Source organism: Kitasatospora viridis, assembly GCF_007829815.1.
In the GTDB taxonomy this organism is placed as follows: Bacteria; Actinomycetota; Actinomycetes; order Streptomycetales; family Streptomycetaceae; genus Kitasatospora; species Kitasatospora viridis.
Window position 1 is genome coordinate 440,016 of sequence record NZ_VIWT01000005.1, and the last position, 23,720, is coordinate 463,735.

Below are 23,720 nucleotides of genomic sequence, written 5' to 3' on the forward strand. Positions count from 1 at the left end.
ATGACCGAGATGACAGAGCACGAGAAGCTCCTCAGCTACCTGAAGAAGGTCACGGCCGACTCCTACGAGACCAAGGAACGCCTGCGGAAGATCGAGGCCCGCGAGCAGGAACCGGTTGCGATCGTCGGTATGGGTTGCCGGTTCCCGGGCGGGGTCGAGGACCCGGAGGGTTTCTGGCGGTTGGTCGCCGGCGGCTCCGACGCGATGTCGGGCTTCCCGGCGAACCGCGGCTGGGACGCGGCGGCCGCGTTCGACACCGGCGACGAGGGCCCGGCCTATTCCCAGGTGGGCGGTTTCCTGGATTGCGCCGGGAATTTCGACGCGGAGTTCTTCGGGATCAGTCCGCGTGAAGCCCTGGGCATGGATCCCCAGCAGCGGCTGCTGCTGGAGACCTGCTGGGAGGCACTGGAGGACGCGGGCATCACCCCGGCGTCGCTGAAGGGCACCGACACCGGGGTCTACGCCGGCATCATCGCCTCCGGGTACCGGATCGGTGAGCAGGACGGTGCCGGCGGCTTCGGCCTGACCGGGACGACGGCGAGCGTGGCGTCGGGCCGGGTGTCGTACTCGCTGGGGCTTCAGGGCCCCGCTGTCTCGATCGACACGGCGTGTTCCTCGTCGCTGACGGCGATTCACCTGGCCGTGCAGGCCCTGCGGTCCGATGAGTGCGGGATGGCGCTGGCCGGTGGTGTCACCGTGATGGCCTCGCCCGGGACGTTCGCGGAGTTCGCGCGCCAGCGCGGGCTGGCCGGCGACGGCCGGTGCAAGCCGTTCGCGGAGGCGGCCGACGGCACCGGCTGGGGCGAGGGCGTCGGTGTCCTGGTGCTGGAGCGGCTCTCGGACGCCCGCGAGCGCGGGCACCGGGTGCTGGCGGTGATCTCGGGCAGTGCGGTCAACCAGGACGGGGCCAGCAATGGTCTCTCCGCGCCGAACGGCCCGTCGCAGCAGCGGGTGATCCGCGCGGCGCTGGCCAGCGCGAGGTTGCAGCCGAGCGACGTCGATGTGGTGGAGGCGCACGGCACCGGCACGGCGCTGGGTGACCCGATCGAGGCGCAGGCGCTGCTGGCGACGTACGGTCAGGACCGGCCGGAGGGTCGGCCGCTGTTGCTGGGTTCGGTGAAGTCGAACATTGGTCACACGCAGGCTGCGGCGGGTGTGGCTGGTGTGATCAAGATGGTTCAGGCGATGCGGCACGGGATGCTGCCGCAGACGCTGCACGTGGACGCCCCGTCCTCGCACGTCGACTGGTCGGCCGGGGCGGTGGAGCTGCTGACCGAGCCGCGAGAGTGGCCGGCGGGTGCCGGCCCGCGGCGGGCCGGTGTCTCGGCGTTCGGGATCAGCGGCACCAACGTCCACGTGATCGTTGAAGAGCCCACCCCGGAGACTCCTGCCGAGGACGCGTCTGCTTCGGACGCCCCTGTCCTGGAGGAGTTGGAGTCTGCGGGTCCGGTGGCGTGGGTGTTGTCGGCTCGTTCTGATGCGGCGTTGGCTGCGCAGGCGGGCCGGTTGGCGGAGTTCCTGACGGCCCGTCCGGAGGTCGCGGCCAAGGACGTGGCGTTGTCGTTGGCGGTGACGCGGACCACGGCGTTCTCGCACCGTCTGGCGGTGGTGGGTCGGGACCGTGACCAGCTGTTGGAGGGTCTGGGCGCTGTTGCCACCGGTGTGGTGACCGGGGCCGCTGGTGATGGCCGGGTCGCTGTCGTCTTCTCGGGTCAGGGTTCCCAGCGTGTGGGGATGGGCCTGGGGTTGTACGAGGCGTTCCCGGTGTTCGCTGAGGCGTTTGACGAGGTCTGCGGGCACCTGGACGGCCTTCTGCCCGGTTCGCTGCGTGAGGTGATCGCGGCCGGTGGTCCGGAGTTGGACCAGACGGTGTTCGCGCAGGCAGGCTTGTTCGCGGTGCAGGTGGCGTTGTTCCGGCTGTGGTCGTCGTGGGGTGTGGTTCCGCAGTGTGTGGCGGGGCATTCGATCGGCGAGGTCACGGCCGCGTACGTGGCCGGGGTGTGGGATCTGGCGGACGCGTGTGCGGTGGTTGCGGCGCGTGGCCGGCTGATGCAGGAGCTGCCGGCCGGCGGTGCGATGGCTGCCCTGGACGCGTCGGCGGAGCAGGTCGCGGAGCTGGTTGCCGGGCGTGAGGGGGTGGCGGTCGCGGCGGTCAACAGCGCTCGACAGACCGTCATTTCCGGTGTCGAGTCCGTGGTGGACGAGCTGGCCGGCCTGTGGCGGGACCAGGGTGGGCGGGCTCGCCGGCTGCGGGTGAGTCACGCGTTCCACTCGCCGTTGATGGACCCGATGCTGGAGGAGTTCGCCCAGGTCCTGGACGGGGTGACCTGCCACGAGCCGCGTATTCCGCTGGTGTCGGGCACGCCGGGTGCGGACGTGACCGACCCCGCCTACTGGGTGGCGCATGTGCGTGACACGGTCCGCCACCACGACGTGGTCGAGGCGATGCGGGCCCAGGGCATCAGTGTCTTCGCGGAGTTGGGCCCGGACGGCGCCCTGTCCGCGATGGCGGACGACGACGCGGGCACGTGGGTTCCGGCGTTGCGCGGCGGCCAGGACGAGCCCGAGACCGCGTTGCGCGCGCTGGCCGGTCTGTACGCGGCCGGTGTTGAGGTGGACTGGGCGGGGCTTGCCGCCGGAGCGAGCAAGGTCGCTCTGCCGACCTACCCGTTCCAGCATCAGCACTACTGGCCGAAGGCCGCCGTTGGCCGTGGTGACGCCTGGTCGGCTGGGCAGCAGCGCTCTGGCCACCCGCTGTTGGCGGCAGCCGTGTGGCTGGCCGTCGGCGACGGCCTGGTGCTGACGGGTCGTCTGTCGCTGTCGGCGATGCCGTGGCTGGCCGACCACGCCGTGCACGGCACTGTCCTGCTGCCCGGAACCGCGTTCGTGGACCTTGCGGTCCACGCCGGTGACCTGGCCGGGTGCGGCACGCTGGAGGAACTGACGCTCCAGGAGCCGCTGCTCCTGCCCACCACCGGTGGCGTGCAGTTGCAGGTCCACGTCGGCGACAGCGACGGCGACAGCGGTCGGCGAACCGTCACGGTCTCCTCCCGCGAGGGTGAGGGCGAGTGGGTCCGGCACGCCGTGGGTGTACTGGCCCCTGCCGGCAGTGAGCCCGTCCCGGCTCCGCTGGACGTCTGGCCGCCGGCGGGTGCGGAGCCGGTTCCGGTCGACGACGCCTACGAGAAGTTCGCTCAGCGCGGTTACGGCTACGGTCCGGCGTTCCAGGGGCTGCATCAGGTCTGGCAGGCCGGGGACACCGTCTACGCCGAGGCCGAACTGCCCCAGGGCATCGACTCCGACGCAGCCGGGTTCGGCCTGCACCCCGCTCTGCTGGACGCTGCCCTGCACAGCCTCCTGGCCGCAGGCAGCAGCAATGGCAATGGCGGGGCGGGACTTCCGTTCGCCTGGTCGGGCGTGCGACTGCTGGCGGGCGGTGCCCGCCACTTGCGAGTGGCGTTGGTCCGTGCGTCGGGTGGCGTCTCCGTGACGGCGTTCGACGGTGTCGGCCAGCCGGTCTTGCAGGTGCGGTCGCTGGCGATGCGTGAGGCTTCGGCCGGTCAGCTCGCCGGGCCCGGTCGCCAGGTGCGGCAGTCGCTGTTCACCGTCGACTGGGTCCCACTGACGGTGCAGACTTCTGACGCCGTGGTCCCGTGGGCGCGGCATGGAGAGTCGGTCGCTCCGGTGGTTGTGGCGGCTTTGCCGGCTGCCGCGCCCGGGACTTCGGCCCCGGAGGCGGCCCGGCTGGCTGCCGCGACGGTGTTGAGTTGGGTGCAGGAGTGGCTCGGTGACCCCGAGACCGACGGTTCGCGGTTGGTGATCTGGACCCAGGGCGTAGCCGCCGGGCAGGACTTGGCCGGCGCAGCGGTCGCGGGTCTGGTCCGCTCGACGCAGTCGGAGCACCCGGGTCGTCTGCTGCTGGTCGATGTCGACCCGTCAGCCGGCCTGGACCCCACCCGCGACGCGGACGTGGACGCTGTGCTGGCCGTCGCGTTGGACGCCGATGAGCCCGAGGTCCGCATCCGTCCCGCAGCTGATGGGGGAGTCGCGGCGTTCGGTCGCCGGCTGGCCCGCTCCAACGAGCTGGCACTGCCCAGTGGTTCGGGCTGGCGGGTCGAGGTCGCCAATCCGGGTGACCTGGGCAGCGCCGCTGTCGTCGACGCCCCCGACTTGGACGCCGAGTTGGCAGCCGGCCAGGTCCGGGTCAGCCTGCGTGCGGTGGGCGTGAACTTCCGCGACGTGGTGACCGGTCTGGGCATGGTCGCGGACGTCCGAGGCCTTGGTGGCGAAGGCGCCGGCACTGTCCTGGAGATCGGCCCGGGAGTCACGGGTCTGACGGTGGGTCAGCCGGTGATGGGTCTGGTGCCGGGCTGGGGTCCGGTCGGGGTCGTCGACAGCCGGTTGCTCGCCCCGATCCCGCAGGGCTGGTCGTTCCAGCAGGCCGCAGCGGCGCCGGTCGGGTTCAGCACCGCGTTCTACGCGTTGCGGGACCTGGCCCAGGTCCGTGCGGGCCAGCGGGTGCTGATCCACGCCGGCACCGGTGGAGTCGGCACCGCTGCGGTGCAACTCGCCCAGGCATGGGGCCTGGAGGTGTTCGCCACCGCCAGCCCGGCCAAGCAGCACGCGCTTCGGGCGATGGGCCTGGCTGACACCCACATCGCCTCCACTCGTGATCTGGCCTTCTGCGAGCAGTTCCTGGCCGAGACCGGCGGCGAGGGCATGGACGTGGTCGTCAACGCCCTGGCCGGGGAGTTCACGGACGCCTCGCTCAGGCTGCTGCCGCGCGGCGGCCAGTTCGTCGAGATGGGCAAGACCGACATCCGCAACCCCGAGCAGGTCGCCGAGGCCTACCCCGGGGTGGTCTACCAGGCGTTCGACCTGATGGACGCGGGCGAGCCGCGCGTTGCGGAGATGCTGGCCGAGCTCGGCGGCATGTTCGACGCGGGCACGGTGGTTCCGCCGCCGGTGACGACCTTCGAGCTGTCCCAGGCCGTGTCGGCACTGCGTTATCTGCAGGCGGCCCGGCAGTTGGGCAAGGTCGTGCTGAACGTCCCCGCTGCGTGGGACCCGCAGGGCACGGTGCTCGTCACGGGTGGAACCGGCACGCTGGGCGGAGAGTTGGCCCGGCACCTGGTGAACGTGCGTGGCATGCAGCACCTGGTCCTGATGTCCCGCCGGGGTCCGGCGGCGCCGGGAGTCGCCCGTCTGGTCGCGGAGTTGGCCGCGTCGGGCGCTGAGGTTCGGGTCCAGGCCGGCGATGCCGCCGACCGCGACGCGCTCGCCGCCGTGTTGGCACGGATCGAGCGGCCGCTGACGGCCGTGGTGCACGCCGCAGGTGTGATCGACGACGCGACGGTCGAGTCGCTGACGCCCGAGCGCATGGCGCCCGTGCTGGCGGCGAAGGTCGACGCGGCGTGGAACCTGCACGAGCTGACCGAAGATGCGGGCCTGGCCGGCTTCGTGCTCTACTCCTCGGCCGCCGCTGTCATGGGCAGCCCGGGGCAGGGCAGTTACGCCGCCGCGAACGCGTTCCTCGACGCGCTGGCCACCTACCGCCATGACCGGCAGCTGGCCGGTCAGTCGCTGGCGTGGGGCCTGTGGGCCCAGGCCTCGGAGATCACGGGCCATCTGGAGGGCGCGGGTCTGTCGCGCCTGCGCCGTGGCGGCATCCAGCCGCTGACGACCGAGCAGGGCCTGGCCCTGTTCGAGGCAGCGGCCGCGCTGGGTACGCCGTTGGCGGTCCCGGCCCGCCTGGACCTGACCGCACTGGCACGCCCGGGACGCCCGGTGCCTGCGCTGCTGCGGGGTCTGGCCGTTGGCGCTCTCGCCCGCCCGACTGCGGCCGTTGCCGTGGTCGCCGGTGGCCTGGCGGCCCGGTTGGCCGCGCTTGGCCCCGCCGAGCGCGAGCAGGAGGTCCTGCAGATCGTCCGGGCCGCCGCCGCCGTTGTCCTGGGGCACGCACACCCCGGGGACATCGATCCGCTGCGGGCTTTCCGGGACATGGGCATCGACTCCCTGACCGGGCTGGAGCTCCGCAACCGGCTCGCGAACGAGACCGGCCTCACCCTGCCCGCCACCTTGGTCTTCGACCAGCCGACGCCGCTTGAGGTCGCCCGGTTCGTGGTTGCCGAGGCATGCGGCACGGACGGGGTCCTCGGAGGGACCACCGTGCCGGTGGTCCGGGTCGGCACGGATGAGCCGGTGGCGATCGTCGGTATGGGTTGCCGGTTCCCGGGCGGGGTCGAAGACCCGGAGGGCTTCTGGCAGTTGGTCGCCGCAGGGACCGACGCGATGTCGGGCTTCCCGGTGAACCGTGGCTGGGAGACGCCGGGCCTGTCCGGTGATGACGGCGCCGCCTACACCCCGCTGGGTGGATTCCTGGACGGTGCCGGCGAGTTCGACGCGGAGTTCTTCGGGATCAGCCCCCGTGAGGCCCTGGGCATGGACCCCCAGCAGCGGCTGTTGCTGGAGACCAGCTGGGAGGCGCTGGAAGACGCCGGCATCACCCCGGGTTCGCTGCGCGGCAGCGACACCGGCGTCTACGCCGGCATCATCGCTCTGGGGTACCGGGTCGGTGAGCAGGACGGTGCCGGCGGCTTCGGGATGACCGGGACGACGGCGAGTGTCGCGTCGGGTCGGGTGGCGTACTCGCTGGGGCTGCAAGGTCCTGCCGTCTCGATCGACACCGCTTGCTCGTCCTCGCTGACGGCGATTCACCTGGCGGCGCAGGCACTTCGTTCCGGGGAGTGCGGGATCGCGCTCGCCGGCGGTGTGACCGTCATGCCCACCCCTGGCACGTTCACGGAGTTCGCGCGCCAGCGCGGGTTGGCCGGCGACGGCCGGTGCAAGCCGTTCTCGGAGGCCGCTGACGGCACCGGGTGGGGCGAGGGCGTCGGCATGCTGGTGCTGGAGCGGCTGTCCGATGCGCGGGCTCGTGGGCACAAGGTGCTGGCGGTCGTGGCGGGTAGCGCGGTCAACCAGGACGGTGCGAGTAACGGTCTGTCGGCGCCGAACGGTCCTTCGCAGCAGCGGGTGATCCGGGCCGCGCTGGCCAGCGCGGGGTTGCAGCCGGGTGACGTTGACGTCGTGGAGGCGCACGGCACGGGCACCGCGTTGGGTGACCCGATCGAGGCTCAGGCGTTGCTGGCCACCTACGGCCAGGACCGGCCGGAGGACCGGCCGCTGCTGCTGGGTTCGGTGAAGTCGAACATCGGTCACACGCAGGCCGCTGCGGGTGTGGCGGGTGTGATCAAGATGGTGCAGGCGATGCGCCACGGAATGCTTCCGCAGACCCTGCACGTGGACGCCCCGTCCTCGCACGTCGACTGGTCCGCTGGGGCGGTCGAGTTGCTGACCGCGCCGCGCGAGTGGCCGGCTGGGGCCGGTCCGCGTCGCGCTGGTGTGTCGGCGTTCGGGATCAGCGGCACCAACGTCCACATGATCCTGGAACAGCCCGCGCAGGACGTTCCTGCTGTGGAGGAGGCTCCCGTTCAGGATGGGCCGGAGTCTGCGGAGCCGGTGGCGTGGGTGTTGTCGGCGCGCTCCGACGCTGCGCTCGCTGCGCAGGCGGGCCGGCTGGCGGAGTTCGTGGCCGCGCGTCCGGAGGTCGCGGCCAAGGACGTCGCGTTCTCCCTGACCGCCACCCGGACCACAGCCTTCTCGCACCGCCTGGCGGTAGTGGGTCGGGACCGCGAGCAGCTGCTGGAGGGGCTGACTGCGGCTGCCACGGGTGTGGTGACCGGGGCCGCTGGTGATGGCCGGGTTGCGGTGGTGTTCTCGGGTCAGGGTTCCCAGCGTGTGGGGATGGGCCTTGGTCTGTACGAGGCGTTCCCGGTGTTCGCGGCGGCGTTTGACGAGGTCTGCGGGCACCTGGACGGCCTTCTGCCCGGTTCGCTGCGTGAGGTGATCGCGGCCGGTGGTCCGGAGCTGGACCAGACCGTGTTCGCCCAGGCTGGTTTGTTCGCGGTGCAGGTGGCGCTCTTCCGGCTCTGGTCCTCGTGGGGTGTGGTCCCGCAGTGCGTGGCCGGGCACTCGATCGGCGAGGTCACGGCGGCGTATGTGGCCGGGGTCTGGGACCTGGCGGACGCGTGTGCGGTGGTGGCGGCGCGTGGCCGGCTGATGCAGGAGCTGCCGGCCGGCGGTGCGATGGCTGCCTTGGACGCCTCGGCGGAGCAGGTCGCGGAGCTGGTTGCCGGGCATGAGGGGGTGGCGGTCGCGGCGGTCAACAGCGCGCGGCAGACCGTCATTTCCGGTGTCGAGTCCGTGGTGGACGAGCTGGCCGGGCTGTGGCGGGACCAGGGCGGGCGGGCTCGCCGGCTGCGGGTCAGCCACGCGTTCCACTCGCCGTTGATGGACCCGATGCTGGAGGAGTTCGCCCAGGTCCTGGACGGGGTGACCTGCCACGAGCCGCGCATTCCGCTGGTGTCCGGGACGCCGGGCGCGGACGTGACCGACCCCGCCTACTGGGTCGCGCACGTGCGTGACACGGTCCGCCACCACGACGTGGTCGAGGCGATGCGGGCCCAGGGCATCGGCGTGTTCGCCGAGTTGGGCCCGGACGGCGCCCTCTCGTCGATGATCGATGACAACGCGGGGACGTGGGTTCCGGCGCTGCGCGGCGGCCAGGACGAGCCCGAGACCGCGCTGCGCGCGCTGGCCGGACTCTTCGCGGCCGGCGTGGAGGTGGACTGGGCAGCGCTGACTGGCGAGGGCGCGAAGACGGTTGCCCTGCCGACCTACCCGTTCCAGCGCCAGCACTACTGGCCGAAGGCTGTGGCGGGTCGTGGTGATGCTTCGTCGGCTGGTCAGCAGCGGGTCGGTCACCCGTTGTTGGCGGCTGCGGTGTGGCTGGCCGAGGGTGACGGGCTGGTCCTGACGGGTCGTCTGTCGCTGGCCACGATGCCGTGGCTGGCCGACCACGCCGTCCAGGGCACGGTCCTGCTGCCCGGTACCGCGTTCGTGGACCTGGCGGTTCACGCTGGCGATCTGGCCGGCTGCGGCACGCTGGAGGAGCTGACGCTCCAGGAGCCGCTGGTCCTGCCGGGCCAGGGTGGCGTGCAGTTGCAGGTCCACGTGGGCGACAGCGACGGCGACAGCGGTCGCCGAACCGTCACGGTCTCTTCCCGCGAGGGTGAGGGGGAGTGGGTTCGGAACGCGGTCGGCGTACTGGCCTCGGTCGATGCCGAGCCCGCCCCGGCCCGGCTGGACGTCTGGCCGCCGGCGGATGCGGAGTCGGTTCCGGTCGATGGCGCTTACGAAGCGTTCGCCCAGCGTGGTTACGGCTACGGTCCGGCGTTCCAGGGCCTGCGTCAGGCCTGGCGTGCTGGGGACACCGTCTACGCCGAGGTCGAGCTGCCCCAGGTTGTCGAAGCCGATGCGGCCGGGTTCGGTCTGCATCCGGCTCTGCTCGACGCCGCCCTGCACAGTCTGTTGGCCGCCAGTGATGGTGGCGGTGCGGGGACGGGGCTGCCGTTCGCGTGGTCGGGCGTGCGGCTGCTGGCCGGCGGTGCCCGCCACCTGCGGGTGGTGCTGGCCCGCAAGTCGGGCGGCGTCTCGGTCACCGCGTTCGACGCCGTCGGTGAACCCGTCCTTCAGGTGCGGTCGTTGGCGCTGCGGGAGATTCCGGCTGGTCAGTTCGCCGGGTCCGGTCGGCAGGTGCGGCAGTCGCTGTTCACGGTGGACTGGATACCGCTTGCGCAGGTCCCAGCTGGCGCGGTGCAGTGGGTGCGGCACGGCTCGGCGATGGCGCCGGTGGTTGTGGCGGCCGTTCCGGCTGCCCCGTCCGGGACTTCGGCCCCGCAGGCAGCTCAGCTGGCTGCTGCGACGGTGTTGGGTTGGGTGCAGGAGTGGCTCGGTGACCCCGAGACTGACGGCGCTCGGTTGGTGATCTGGACCCAGGGCGCAGCTGCCGGGCAGGACTTGGCCGGCGCAGCGGTGACGGGTCTGATCCGGTCGACGCAGTCGGAGCACCCGGGTCGTCTGCTGCTGGTCGATGTCGACCCGTCCGCCGGCCTGGACCCCACCCGCGACGCCGACGTGGATGCTGTGCTGGCCGTGGCGTTGGATGCCGATGAGCCCGAGGTCCGCATCCGTCCCGCTGCTGACGGGGGAGTCGCGGCGTTCGGTCGCCGGCTGGCCCGCGGCAGTGAGTTGGCACTGCCCAGTGGTTCGGGCTGGCGGGTCGAGGTGGCCAATCCGGGTGACCTGGGTAGCGCCGCTGTGGTCGACACCCCCGATGCGGACGCCGAGTTGGCGGAGGGTCAGGTCCGAGTTGGTCTGCGTGCGGCGGGCGTCAACTTCCGCGACGTGGTCGCCGGGCTCGGGATGATCGCCGACAGCCGCGGCCTTGGTGGCGAAGGCGCCGGTGTCGTCCTGGAGATCGGCCCCGGGGTCACCGGTCTGACGGTGAGTCAGTCCGTGATGGGCCTGGTGCCGAACTGGGGGCCGGTCGGCATTGTCGACAGCCGCCTGATCGCCGCCGTCCCGCAGGGCTGGTCGTTCCAGCAGGCTGCGGCAGTGCCCATTGGATTCCTGACCGCGTTCTACGCGTTGCGGGACCTGGCCCAGGTCCGCCCCGGCCAGCGAGTCCTCATTCACGCCGGTACCGGCGGTGTGGGCACGGCGGCGGTCCAACTGGCCCAGGCGTGGGGCTTGGAGGTGTTCGCGACCGCGAGCCCGGCCAAGCAGCACGCGCTTCGGGCGATGGGTGTGGACGAGAGCCACATCGCCTCGACCCGTGATCTGGCCTTCTGCGAGCGGTTCTTGGCCGAGACCGGAGGCGAGGGCATGGACGTGGTCCTCAACGCCCTGGCCGGGGAGTTCACGGACGCGTCGCTCAGGCTGCTGCCGCGCGGCGGCCAGTTCGTCGAGATGGGCAAGACCGACATCCGCAACCCGGAGCAGGTCGCCCAGACCTACCCGGGTGTCGTCTACCAGGCGTTCGACCTGATGGACGCGGGCGAGCCGCGCATCGAGGAGATGTTCGCCGAGCTGGGGACGATGTTCGAGGTCGGCACGGTGGTCCCGCCGCCGGTGACGAGCTTCGAGCTGTCCCAGGCTGTGGCAGCGCTGCGGTACCTCCAGGCCGCCAAGCAGCTGGGCAAGGTCGTGCTCAACGTCCCGGCCGAGTGGAACCCGCAGGGCACCGTCCTGGTGACCGGCGGTACCGGCACGCTGGGCGGGGAGTTGGCCCGACACCTGGTCAACGTCCGTGGCATGCGGCACCTGGTCCTGATGTCCCGCCGGGGTCCGGCGGCGCCGGGAGTCGCCCGTCTAGTCGCGGAGTTGGCCGCGTCGGGTGCGGAGGTGCGGGTGCAGGCCGGCGACGCTGCCGACCGCGACGCCCTCGCCTCGGCGCTGGCGCGGATCGAGCGGCCGCTGACGGCCGTGGTGCACGCCGCCGGTGTGATCGACGACGCGACGGTGGAGTCGCTGACGCCCGAGCGCATGGCGACCGTCATGGCGGCCAAGGCCGATGCGGCGTGGAACCTGCACGAGCTGACCGAGGGCGCGGGCCTGGCCGGCTTCGTGCTGTACTCCTCGGCGGCTTCCGTTCTGGGAAGCCCCGGTCAGGGGAGTTACTCCGCTGCCAACGCGTTCCTGGACGCACTCGCCGCCTACCGCCGCGAACGCCGCCTGGCCGGTCAGTCGCTGGCCTGGGGCCTGTGGGCCCAGACCTCGGAGATCACCGGGCAGTTGGCCGGCGCCGACCTCTCCCGGATGCGCCGTGGCGGCATCCAGCCGCTGACGACCGAGCAGGGCCTGGCGCTCTTCGAGGCCGCCGCCGCGCTGGGCGCGCCCCTGGCGGTCCCGGCCCGACTGGACCTGACGGCACTCGCACGCCCGGGACGCCCGCTGCTTCCGCTGCTGCGGGGCCTGGCCGTTGGCGCTCCCGCCCGTCCGACCGCTGCTGTGGCTGCGGACGCGGGTGGCCTGGCGGCCCGGTTGGCCGCGCTCGGTTCCGCCGAGCGTGAGCAGGAAGTCCTGCAGATCGTCCGGGCCGCTGCCGCTGTCGTTCTGGGGCATGCCCGTCCTGGGGACATCGATCCCCAGCGGGCCTTCAAGGACATGGGAATTGACTCCCTGACCGCACTGGAGCTGCGGAACCGGCTCGCGGCCGAGACCGGCCTCACCCTCCCCGCCACCCTGGTCTTCGACTACCCGGTCCCCCTCGACCTTGCCCGGCACCTGGTGACCGAGGTGTGCGGGACAGCCGAGGCCGTCGGCGCATCGGCTGTGCCGGCGGTCCGTGGCGGCACGGACGAGCCCGTGGTGATCGTGGGCATGGGTTGCCGGTTCCCGGGTGGAGTCGAAGACCCTGATGGTTTCTGGCAGTTGGTGGCCGGCGGCTCCGACGCCATGTCGGGTTTCCCGGCGAACCGTGGCTGGGAGACGCCCGACCTGTCCGAGTCCGGTGACGAGGGCAACGCCTTCGCCCCGGTGGGTGGATTCCTGGCCGGCGCCGGTGAGTTCGATGCGGAGTTCTTCGGGATCAGTCCGCGTGAGGCCCTGGGCATGGACCCCCAGCAGCGACTGCTGCTGGAGACCTGCTGGGAGGCACTGGAGGACGCGGGCATCACCCCGGCCTCACTGCGCGGCAGCGACACCGGCGTCTACGCCGGCATCATCGCCTCGGGATACCGGGCCACCGAGCAGGACGGTGCCGGCGGCTTCGGCCTGACCGGTACCACGGCGAGCGTGGCGTCGGGACGCGTGTCGTACACGCTGGGTCTTCAGGGTCCCGCGGTCTCGATCGACACCGCCTGTTCCTCGTCGCTGACGGCGATTCACCTCGCCGCGCAGGCACTCCGTTCTGGGGAGTGCGGAATGGCCCTGGCCGGTGGTGTCACGGTCATGGCCTCGCCCGGGACGTTCACGGAGTTCGCGCGGCAGCGCGGCCTGGCCGCCAACGGCCGGTGCAAGCCGTTCTCGGAGGCCGCTGACGGCACCGGGTGGGGCGAAGGCGTCGGCATGCTGGTGCTGGAGCGGCTGTCCGACGCGCGTGCCCGTGGGCACAAGGTGCTGGCGGTCGTGGCGGGTAGCGCGGTCAACCAGGACGGGGCCAGCAATGGCTTGTCGGCGCCGAACGGCCCGTCGCAGCAGCGGGTGATCCGGGCCGCGCTGGCGAGTGCCGGGCTCCAGCCCGGCGACGTCGACGTCGTCGAGGCGCATGGCACGGGCACCGCGCTGGGTGACCCGATCGAGGCCCAGGCGCTTCTCGCCACCTATGGCCAGGACCGGCCGGAGGGTCGGCCCCTGCTGCTCGGGTCGGTGAAGTCGAACATCGGCCACACGCAGGCCGCTGCTGGTGTCGCCGGTGTGATCAAGATGGTGCAGGCGATGCGGCACGGGATGCTGCCGCAGACCCTGCACGTGGACGCCCCGTCCTCGCACGTCGACTGGTCGGCCGGAGCAGTGGAACTGCTGACCGCGCCGCGGGAGTGGCCGGCTGGCTCCGGCCCTCGGCGTGCGGGTGTGTCGGCCTTCGGGATCAGCGGCACCAACGTCCACCTGATCCTTGAGCAGCCCGCCGAGGCCGCCCCTGTCCTGGATGTCGTGGAGTCTGCGGGTCCGGCGGCGTGGGTGCTGTCGGCGCGGTCCGCTCCGGCACTGGCCGCGCAGGCGGCTCGGCTGGCGGACTTCGCGACGGCTCGCCCCGAGATCACCGCGAGGGACCTGGCGTTCTCGCTGGCGGTGACCCGGACCACGGCGTTCTCGCATCGCCTGGCGGTGGTCGGCGAGGACCGCGACCAGCTGCTCGCGGGCCTGACCGCTGCCGCAACGGGCCAGGAGGCGCCCGGTGTTGTCACCGGGAGTGCTGGTTCGGTCTCGCGGCCGGTGTTCGTGTTCGCTGGTCAGGGTGCGCAGTGGGTCGGGATGGGCCTGCAACTGTGGGACCAGGAGCCCGCGTTCGCTGCGGCGATGGAGCGCTGTGCGCAGGCGCTGGCGCCGTTCGTCGACTGGCGACTGCGCGAAGTGCTCGCGGATGCCGAGCTGTTGGCCCGCGTGGACGTGGTCCAGCCGGCGTCGTGGGCGGTGGCGGTCAGCCTGGCCGAGCTGTGGCGCGCCTACGGCGTCGAGCCTGCGGCCGTTGCCGGTCACAGCCAGGGCGAGATCGCCGCGGCATGCGTCGCAGGTGGCCTGTCCTTGGAGGACGGCGCCCGGGTTGTCGCCCTGCGCAGCCGGGCGCTGGCCGGCCTGGCTGGCACGGGCGGGATGGTCTCCGTGCCCGCCAGCCTCGACGAGGTGCAGGAGTGGATCTCCCGCTGGGGCCAGGACCTGTCGGTCGCGGCCGTCAACGGTCCCCGGCAGGTCGTCGTGGCTGGAGCGGCAAGCGCGTGCGCGGAGTTCGTGGACGCTTACGCCGATCGCGGCGCCCGGCGGATCGCGGTGGACTACGCCTCGCACACGTCGCACGTCGAGGCGGTCGAGGACCGTCTGGCCGAGGACCTGGCCGCAGTGTCCGCCGGTAGTAGCGCAGTGCCGTTCTACTCCACGCTCGAAGCCCGGGTACTGGACACCGCCGAGTTGGACGGCGGCTACTGGTACCGCAATCTGCGGCAGACGGTGCGGTTCGGCGAGGTCATCGCCGCCCTCGCGGCCGAGGGCCACCGCGTGTTCGTGGAGGTCAGCCCGCACCCGGTGCTGGGCCTGGCGATCGCGCAGGCCGGCGACGACTTGGTGGCCGCAGCCACCTTGCAGCGTGGCGACGGCGGCCGTGGCCGCTGGCTGACCGCCCTGGCCGGTGCTTACACGGCCGGCGTTGAGGTGGACTGGGCCACGGTGACCGCCGGAGCGAGCAAGGTCGCTCTGCCGACCTACCCGTTCCAGCGCCAGCACTACTGGCCGAAGGCCGTCACCGGCCGTGGGGACGCCTCGTCGATCGGTCTGCAGCGTTCCGGCCACCCGTTGTTGGCGGCCGCAGTCTGGCTCGCCGAGGGCGACGGGGTGGTCCTGACGGGCCGTCTGTCGCTGGCCGCGATGCCGTGGCTGGCCGACCACGCCGTCCACGGCACGGTGCTGCTGCCCGGAACCGCCTTCGTGGACCTGGCGGTCCACGCGGGCGACCTGGCAGGGTGCGGTGTCCTGGAGGAACTGACGCTCCAGGAACCGCTGGTGCTGTCGGAGCACGGCGGCGTGCAGTTGCAGGTCCGCGTCAGCGACGGCGACGGTCCGCGAACGGTCACGATCTCCTCCCGCGAGGGCGAAGGCGAGTGGGTTCGGCACGCCGCCGGTGTGCTCACCCCGGTCGGCAGCGAGCCCGTCCCCGCCCCGCTGGCCGTCTGGCCGCCGGCCGGTGCCGAGTCGGTTCCGGTCGACGACGCCTACGAGAGGCTGGCCGGGCGCGGTTACGGCTACGGTCCGGCGTTCCAGGGCCTGCGTCAGGTCTGGCGTGCCGAGGACACGGTGTACGTCGAGGTCGAGCTGCCCCAGGCCGCGGAAGCGGATGCTGCCGGGTTCGGCCTGCACCCCGCGCTGCTCGATGCCGCGCTGCACGGTCTCCTGGCCGCCGGCAGCAGGAACGGCAGTGGGGGAACGGGACTTCCGTTCGCCTGGTCGGGCGTGCGGCTGCTGGCCGGCGGTGCCCGACACCTGCGAGTGGTCCTGGCACCCGGATCGGGTGGGATCTCGGTCACGGCCTTCGACGCCGTCGGTGAACCCGTCCTGCAGGCGCGGTCGTTGGCGATGCGGGAGATTCCGGCTGGTCAGCTGACCAGCTCTGGTCGACAGGTGCGGCAGTCGCTGTTCACCGTCGACTGGGTCCCGCTGCCGGCGCAGGCTCCGGCCGCCGCAGTGCAGTGGGCGCGGCACGGCCAGCCGGCCGGCGCCAAGCCGGCCCCGGTGGTTGTTGCGGTTCTGCCGGCTGCCCCGTTCGGCATGTCGGTGCCGCAGGCGGCCCACCTGGCGGCCGCGACGGTGCTCGGTTGGGTGCAGGAGTGGCTCGGTGACCCCGAGACCGACGGCTCGCGGTTGGTGATCTGGACCCAGGGCGTGGCCGCCGGCCAGGACTTGGCCGGCGCAGCGGTCGCAGGGTTGGTCCGTTCAGCGCAGTCGGAGCACCCGGGTCGTCTGCTGCTGGTCGATGTCGACCCGTCAGCCGGCCTCTACCCCGCCTACGACGCCGACGTGGCGACCGTGCTGGCGGCGGTGCTGGAGGCCGACGAGCCCGAGGTCTGCGTCCGCCCCGCTGCTGACGGCGGGGGTGTGGTCGCGTTCGGGCGCCGGCTGGCCCGGGCCGGGACTGAAGAGCCCGGTACCGTTCCCGCCGAGTGGGACCCGCAGGGCACGGTGCTGGTCACGGGTGGAACCGGCACGCTGGGTGGGGAGTTGGCCCGGCACCTGGTGGATGCCCGTGGCATGCGGCACCTGTTGCTGATGTCGCGGCGCGGCCCGGTCGCACCTGGAGTCGCCAGCCTGGTCTCGGAGTTGGCTGAGCTCGGTGCGGAGGTACGGGTTCAGGCCGGCGACGCCGCCGACCGCGACGCCCTCGCCTCGGTGTTGGCGCGGATCGAGTCTCCGTTGACGGCGGTCGTGCACGCCGCCGGTGTGATCGACGACGCCACAGTGGAGTCGCTGACGCCCGAGCGCATGGCGAACGTCCTGTCGGCGAAGGCCGATGCGGCGTGGAACCTGCACGAGCTGACCGAGGACGCGGGCCTTGCCGGGTTCGTCCTGTACTCCTCGGCCGCGGCCGTCATGGGCAGTGCGGGGCAGGGGAGTTACGCCGCCGCGAATGCGTTCCTGGACGCGCTGGCCACCTACCGCCACGATCGGGAACTGGTCGGTCAGTCGCTGGCGTGGGGCCTGTGGGCCCAGGCGTCGGAGATGACGGGGCACCTGGAGGGTGCGGGCGTGTCGCGCCTGCGCCGTGGCGGCATCCAGCCGCTGACGACGGAGCAGGGCCTGGCGCTGTTCGACGCCGCCGCTGCGTTGAGCACACCGGTGGCGGTTCCGGCTCTGCTGGACCTGACCGCACTGTCCCGCCCCGGAAGGCCGCTGCCGCCGCTGCTGCGCGGCTTGGTCGCCGGTGTCCCCGCCCGTCCGACCGCGGCCGTGGCTGCGGTGGCGGCTGCGGACGCGGGTGGCCTGGCGGCCCGGTTGGCCGCGCTCGGTTCCGCCGAGCGTGAGCAGGAGGTCCTGGAGATCGTCCGGGCCGCTGTCGCCGCCGTCCTGGGCCACGCCAGCTCCGCGGACATCGATCCCCAGCGCGCCTTCCGCGAGATGGGCATCGACTCGCTGACCGCGCTGGAACTGCGCAACCGGCTGGTGGCCGAGACCGGCCTCAGCCTGCCCGCGACCCTGGTCTTCGACTACCCCGTCCCCCTTGAACTCGCCCGGCACCTGGTGACCGAGGCGTGCGGGACCGACGAGGCCGTCGGCGCATCGGCTGTGCCGGCGGTCCGTGGCGGCACGGACGAGCCGGTGGCGATCGTCGGAATCGGCTGCCGGTTCCCGGGCGGGGCCGAAGGCCCGGACGGGTTCTGGCAGTTGGTCGCCGGAGGCGCCGACGCGATGTCGGGCTTCCCGGCGAACCGCGGTTGGGACGTGGCCGGCCTGCCCGACCTTGAGTCGGGTGACGACGAGGGTGCGCGCTATGCCCCGGTGGGCGGCTTCCTGGACAGCGCCGGCGACTTCGATGCCGAGTTCTTCGGCATCAGTCCGCGTGAGGCCCTGGGCATGGACCCCCAGCAGCGCTTGCTGCTGGAGACCTGCTGGGAGGCGCTGGAGGACGCTGGCATCACTCCCGGTTCGCTGCGGGGCACCGACACCGGCGTCTACGCCGGCATCATCACCTCCGGCTACCGGGTCGGAGGCCAGTACGGCGCCGGCGGCTACGGGATGACCGGGACGACGGCGAGTGTGGCATCGGGTCGAGTGGCGTACTCGCTGGGTCTTCAGGGCCCCGCGGTCTCGATCGACACGGCCTGCTCGTCCTCGCTGACGGCGATTCACCTGGCTGCACAGGCACTTCGCTCGGGCGAGTGCGGGATCGCGCTCGCCGGTGGTGTCACCGTGATGGCCACCCCGGGTGCGTACCTGGAGTTCGCACGGCAGCGCGGCCTTGCCGCCGACGGCCGGTGCAAGCCCTTCGCTGATGCCGCCGACGGCACCGGCTGGGGCGAGGGCGTCGGCGTAGTGGTCCTGGAGCGGCTGTCCGTCGCCCGTGAGCGCGGGCACCGGGTGCTGGCGGTCGTGGCGGGTAGCGCGATCAACCAGGACGGCGCGAGCAACGGCCTGTCGGCGCCGAACGGCCCTTCGCAGCAGCGGGTGATCCGCGCGGCGTTGGCCAGCGCCGGGCTGCAGCCGGCCGATGTCGACGTCGTCGAGGCGCACGGCACCGGTACGGCGCTGGGTGACCCGATCGAGGCCCAGGCGCTGCTGGCCACCTACGGGCAGGGCCGGCCGGAGGGTCGGCCGCTGCTGCTGGGGTCGGTGAAGTCGAACATCGGTCACACGCAGGCGGCTGCTGGTGTGGCTGGTGTGATCAAGATGGTGCAGGCGATGCGCTACGGGATGCTTCCGCAATCCCTGCACGTGGACGCCCCGTCCACCCACGTGGATTGGTCGGCCGGGGCGGTCGAGTTGCTGACCGCGCCGCGTGAGTGGCCGGCTGGTTCCGGTCCTCGGCGCGCGGGTGTGTCGGCGTTCGGGATCAGCGGCACCAACGTCCACCTCATCCTTGAGCAGCCCACCGAGGACGCCCCTGTCCCGGAGGTTGTGGAGCCTGAGTCCGGTCCGGCGGCGTGGGTGTTGTCGGCGCGGACCGCGTCGGCACTCGCCGACCAGGCCGGTCGGCTGGCGGAGTTCGTCGCTGATCGTCCGGAGGTCGCGGCCAAGGACGTGGCCTTCTCGCTGGCGGTGACGCGGACCACGGCCTTCTCCCACCGCATGGCGGTGGTCGGCGATGACCGCGACCAGTTGCTCGAAGGCCTGACTGCCGCCGCCATGGGGCAGGAAGCGCCCGGTGTCGTGACCGGCAGCGCTGGTTCGCTGTCGGTGTCGCGGCCGGTGTTCGTGTTCGCTGGTCAGGGTGCGCAGTGGGTCGGGATGGGCCTGCAACTGTGGGACGAGGAGCCCGCGTTCGCGGCGGCGATGGAGCGTTGCGCGCAGGCGCTGGCCCCGTTCGTCGATTGGCGACTGCGTGATGTCCTGGGCGACGCGGACCTGTTGGCGCGGGTCGATGTGGTTCAGCCGGCGTCGTGGGCGGTGGCGGTCAGCCTGGCCGAGCTGTGGCGCTCCTACGGCGTCGAGCCTGCGGCCGTTGCCGGTCACAGCCAGGGCGAGATCGCTGCGGCGTGCGTGGCGGGCGGGCTGTCCCTGGAGGACGGCGCCCGGGTGGTTGCCCTGCGCAGCCGGGTGCTGGCCGAGCTCGCCGGCACGGGCGGGATGGTGTCGGTGCCCGCCGGTCTGGACGAGGTCGGGGAGTGGATCTCCCGCTGGGGCCAGGACCTGTCGGTGGCCGCTGTCAACGGTCCGAGGCAGGTCGTGGTGGCCGGTGCGGCAAGCGCGTGTTCGGAGTTCGCGGACGCCTACGCCGATCGGGGCGCGCGGCGGATCGCGGTGGACTACGCCTCGCACACCGCGCATGTCGAGGCGGTGAGGGAGCGTCTGGCCGCCGACCTGGCGGGCGTGTCCGCCGGCAGTAGCCCGGTGCCGTTCTACTCCACGCTCGAAGCCCGGGTGCTGGACACCGCCGAGCTCGATGGCGGCTACTGGTACCGGAACCTGCGGCAGACCGTCCGCTTCGGTGAGGTCATCGCCGCGCTTGCGGCGGAGGGCCACCGGGTGTTCGTGGAGGTCAGTCCGCACCCGGTGCTGGGCCTGGCGATCGCGCAGGCCGGTGAGGACCTGGTGGCGGCGGGCAGCTTGCAGCGCGGCGACGGCGGCCGTGGGCGGTGGTTGACCGCGCTGGCCGGCGTGTACGCGGCCGGTGTCGAGGTGGACTGGGCGGCGGTTACCGCCGAGGGCGCCAACAAGGTTGCTCTGCCGACGTATTCGTTCCAGCGTCAGCGCTACTGGCCGAAGGCTGTGGCGGGTCGCGGGGATGCCTCGTCGGCTGGTCAGCAGGGGGTCGGGCACCCGTTGTTGGCGGCTGCGGTGTGGCTGGCCGAGGGCGACGGCCTGGTGCTGACGGGTCGTCTGTCGCTCGCCGCGATGCCGTGGCTGGCCGACCACGCGGTCCGTGGCACGGTCCTGCTGCCCGGAACCGCCTTCGTGGACCTTGCGGTCCACGCCGGTGACCTGGCCGGGTGCGGCACGCTGGAGGAGCTGACGCTCCAGGAGCCGCTGATCCTGCCGGGCCAGGGCGCCGTGCAGTTGCAGGTCCACGTCGGCGACACCGACGGCGACAGTGGCCGTCGAACGGTCACCGTCTCCTCCCGCGAGGGTGAGGGCGAGTGGGTTCGGAACGCGGTCGGCGTGCTGGCTCCGGCCGGCAGCGAGCCCGTCCCGGTGCCGCTGGCCGCTTGGCCGCCGGCGGGTGCGGAGCCTGTTCCGGTCGACGACGCCTACGAGCAGTTCGCCCAGCGCGGTTACAACTACGGTCCGGCGTTCCAGGGCCTGCGTCAGGTCTGGCGCACCGAGGACGCGGTCTACGCCGAGGTTGAGCTGCCCGAGGTCGTGGAAGCCGATGCGGCCGGGTTCGGCCTGCATCCCGCTCTGCTCGATGCTGCCCTGCACGGTCTGCTGGCCGTCGGCAACGGCAACAGCAGTGGCGGGACGGGACTTCCGTTCGCGTGGTCGGGGGTGCGGCTGCTGGCGAGCGGCGCCCGCCACCTGCGAGTGGTGCTGGCCCGTGAGGTGGGCGGGGTCTCGGTGACGGCGTTCGACGGGGTCGGCCAGCCGGTGCTGGAGGCGAAGTCGTTGGCGCTGCGTGAGGCCTCGACCGGTCAGTTCGCCGGGTCCGGTCGGCAGGTGCGGCAGTCGCTGTTCACGGTGGACTGGGTTCCGCTTCCTCAGGTCCCGGCTGGCGCGGTGCAGTGGGTGCGGCACGGCTCGGCGGTGGCGCCGGTGGTTGTGGCGGCCGTTCCGACTGCCCCGTCCGGGACTTCGGCCCCGCAGGCGGCCCACCTGGCTGCTGCGACGGTGTTGGGCTGGGTGCAGGAGTGGCTCGGTGACCCCGAGACCGACAACTCTCGGTTGGTGATCTGGACCCAGGGCGCAGCCGCTGGCCAGGACCTGGCCGGCGCAGCGGTGACGGGTCTGATCCGGTCGACGCAGTCCGAGCACCCGGGTCGTCTGCTGCTGGTCGATGTCGACCCGTCAGCCGACTTGGACCCCAGCCGCGACGCTGACGTGGACACCGTTCTGGCTGCGGTGTTGGGCGCGGATGAGCCCGAGGTCCGCATCCGCCCCGAGGCCGGGGGAGTCACGGCGTTCGGTCGGCGGTTGGTCCGGGCCGGCGCGTCCGGGGAGTTGGCGCTTCCCGGTGGTTCGGACTGGCGGGTCGAGGTGACCCGGCCGGGTGACCTGGGCAGCACCGCCGTTGTGGAATCTCCCGAGTCCGGCGTCGAACTGTCGGCGGGTCAGGTTCGAGTCGGTCTGCGTGCGGCGGGCGTCAACTTCCGTGACGTGGTGGCCGGTCTGGGCATGGTCTCCGACGGCCGGGTCCTCGGCGGCGAAGGCGCCGGTACCGTCCTGGAGATCGGCCCTGGGGTGAATGGTCTGACGGTGGGTCAGCCGGTGATGGGTCTGGTGCCCGGGTGGGGTCCGGTCGGGATCGTCGACAGCCGGCTGCTTGCCCCGGTCCCGCAGGGCTGGTCGTTCCAGCAGGCTGCGGCGGTGTCGGTCGGGTTCCTCACCGCGTTCTATGCGCTGCGGGATCTGGGCCAGGTCCGTCCGGGTCAGCGAGTGCTGATCCACGCCGGTACCGGTGGAGTCGGCACGGCCGCCGTGCAGTTGGCCAAGGCATGGGGCTTGGAGGTCTTCGCCACCGCCAGCCCGGCCAAGCAGCACGCGTTGCTGGCGATGGGCGTGGACGAGAACCACATCGCCTCGACCCGTGATCTGGCCTTCTGCGAGCGGTTCTTGGAGGCGACCGGTGGCGAGGGCATGGACGTGGTCGTGAACGCCCTGGCCGGGGAGTTCACGGACGCCTCGCTGCGACTGCTGCCGAACGGCGGCCGGTTCGTCGAGATGGGCAAGACCGACATCCGCGATGCCGCGCAGGTCGCCGAGTCCTACCCCGGGGTGGTCTACCAGGCGTTCGACCTGATGGACGCGGGTGTACCGCGCGTCGCGGAGATGTTCGCGGAGCTGGGGGCGATGTTCGAGGCCGGGACGCTGGTTCCGCCGCCGGTGACGAGCTTCGAGCTGTCCCAGGCCGTGGCTGCGCTGCGGTACCTCCAGGCCGCCCGGCACCTCGGCAAGGTCGTCGTGAACGTGCCGGCCGCATGGGACGGGCAGGGCACAGTGCTCGTCACCGGTGGAACCGGCACGCTGGGCGGGGAGTTGGCCCGGCACCTGGTGGATGCCCGTGGCATGCGGCACCTGCTGCTGATGTCGCGGCGTGGCCCGGTCGCACCTGGAGTAGCGCGCCTGGCAGCGGAGTTGGCTGCATCGGGTGCGGAGGTGCGGGTGCAGGCCGGCGATGCCGCCGACCGCGACGCCCTCGCCTCGGTGTTGGCGCGGATTCCGGTCGAGCGGCCGCTGACGGCGGTCGTGCATGCAGCCGGTGTGATCGACGACGCCACGGTGGAGTCGCTGACGCCCGAGCGGATGGCTCCCGTGCTGGCGGCCAAGGCCGATGCGGCGTGGAACCTGCACGAGTTGACCGAGGGCGCAGACCTTGCCGGGTTCGTGCTGTACTCCTCGGCCGCGGCTGTCATGGGCAGCCCGGGGCAGGGGAGTTACGCCGCCGCCAACGCGTTCCTGGACGCGCTGGCCGCCCACCGCCGCGAGCGGCAGCTGGCCGGTCAGTCGCTGGCGTGGGGTCTGTGGGCCCAGGCGTCGGAGATGACGGGGCACTTGGCGGGCGCGGGGGTTTCCCGCCTGCGCCGTGGTGGAGTTCAGCCGATGACGACCGAGCAGGGCCTGGCGCTCTTCGAGGCCGCCGCCGCGCTGGGCGCGCCGTTGGCGGTCCCGGCCCGGCTGGACCTGACCGGGCTGTCGCGTGGCGGACGGCCGGTGCCCGCGCTGCTGCGGGGCCTGGCCGCTGGTGGTGCCACCGAGCGTCCGACCGCGGCCGTGGCTGCCGATGCGGGCGGTCTGGCGGCCCGGTTGGCCGCGCTGTCTCCCGCCGATCGTGAGCAGGAAGTCCTGCAGATCGTCCGGGCCGCCGCGGCCGTCGTCCTGGGCCATGCCCGACCCGGGGACATCGATCCCCAGCGGGCCTTCCGCGAGTTGGGCATCGACTCCCTGACGGCGCTGGAGCTGCGCAACCGGCTCTCGGCCGAGACCGGCCTGAGCCTGCCCGCCACCCTGGTGTTCGACCACCCCGTCCCGCTGGACCTCGCCCGGCACCTGCACGACCAGCTGGTACCGCGCGAAGCCGGCGCCATCGAGACTGCCCTGGCAGATCTGGACGGCCTGCGCGCCGTGTTGTCGGCTGTGCCCCTCGACGACGTCGATCGCGGGCGGATCACCGAACAGTTGTATGCCCTCATGGCGGACTGGCGGGCCAAGGGATCAGAGGCGGACGACGAGGACGACCTGGACTCGGCCACGAACGAGGACCTGTTCCAGATCATCGAGCGTGGGTTCGACAAGTGACTGAATTGTCT

General features: G+C 72.4%; 1 protein-coding gene. It reads left to right on the forward strand.

The genetic code is table 11. From position 1 onward, the window contains the following. Positions 1–23,709 (forward strand): type I polyketide synthase, encoded by a 23,709-nt coding sequence (locus tag FHX73_RS46865; protein ID WP_246214145.1) that lies wholly within the window; start codon positions 1–3, stop codon positions 23,707–23,709. The last annotated feature ends 11 nt before the right edge of the window (positions 23,710–23,720 follow it).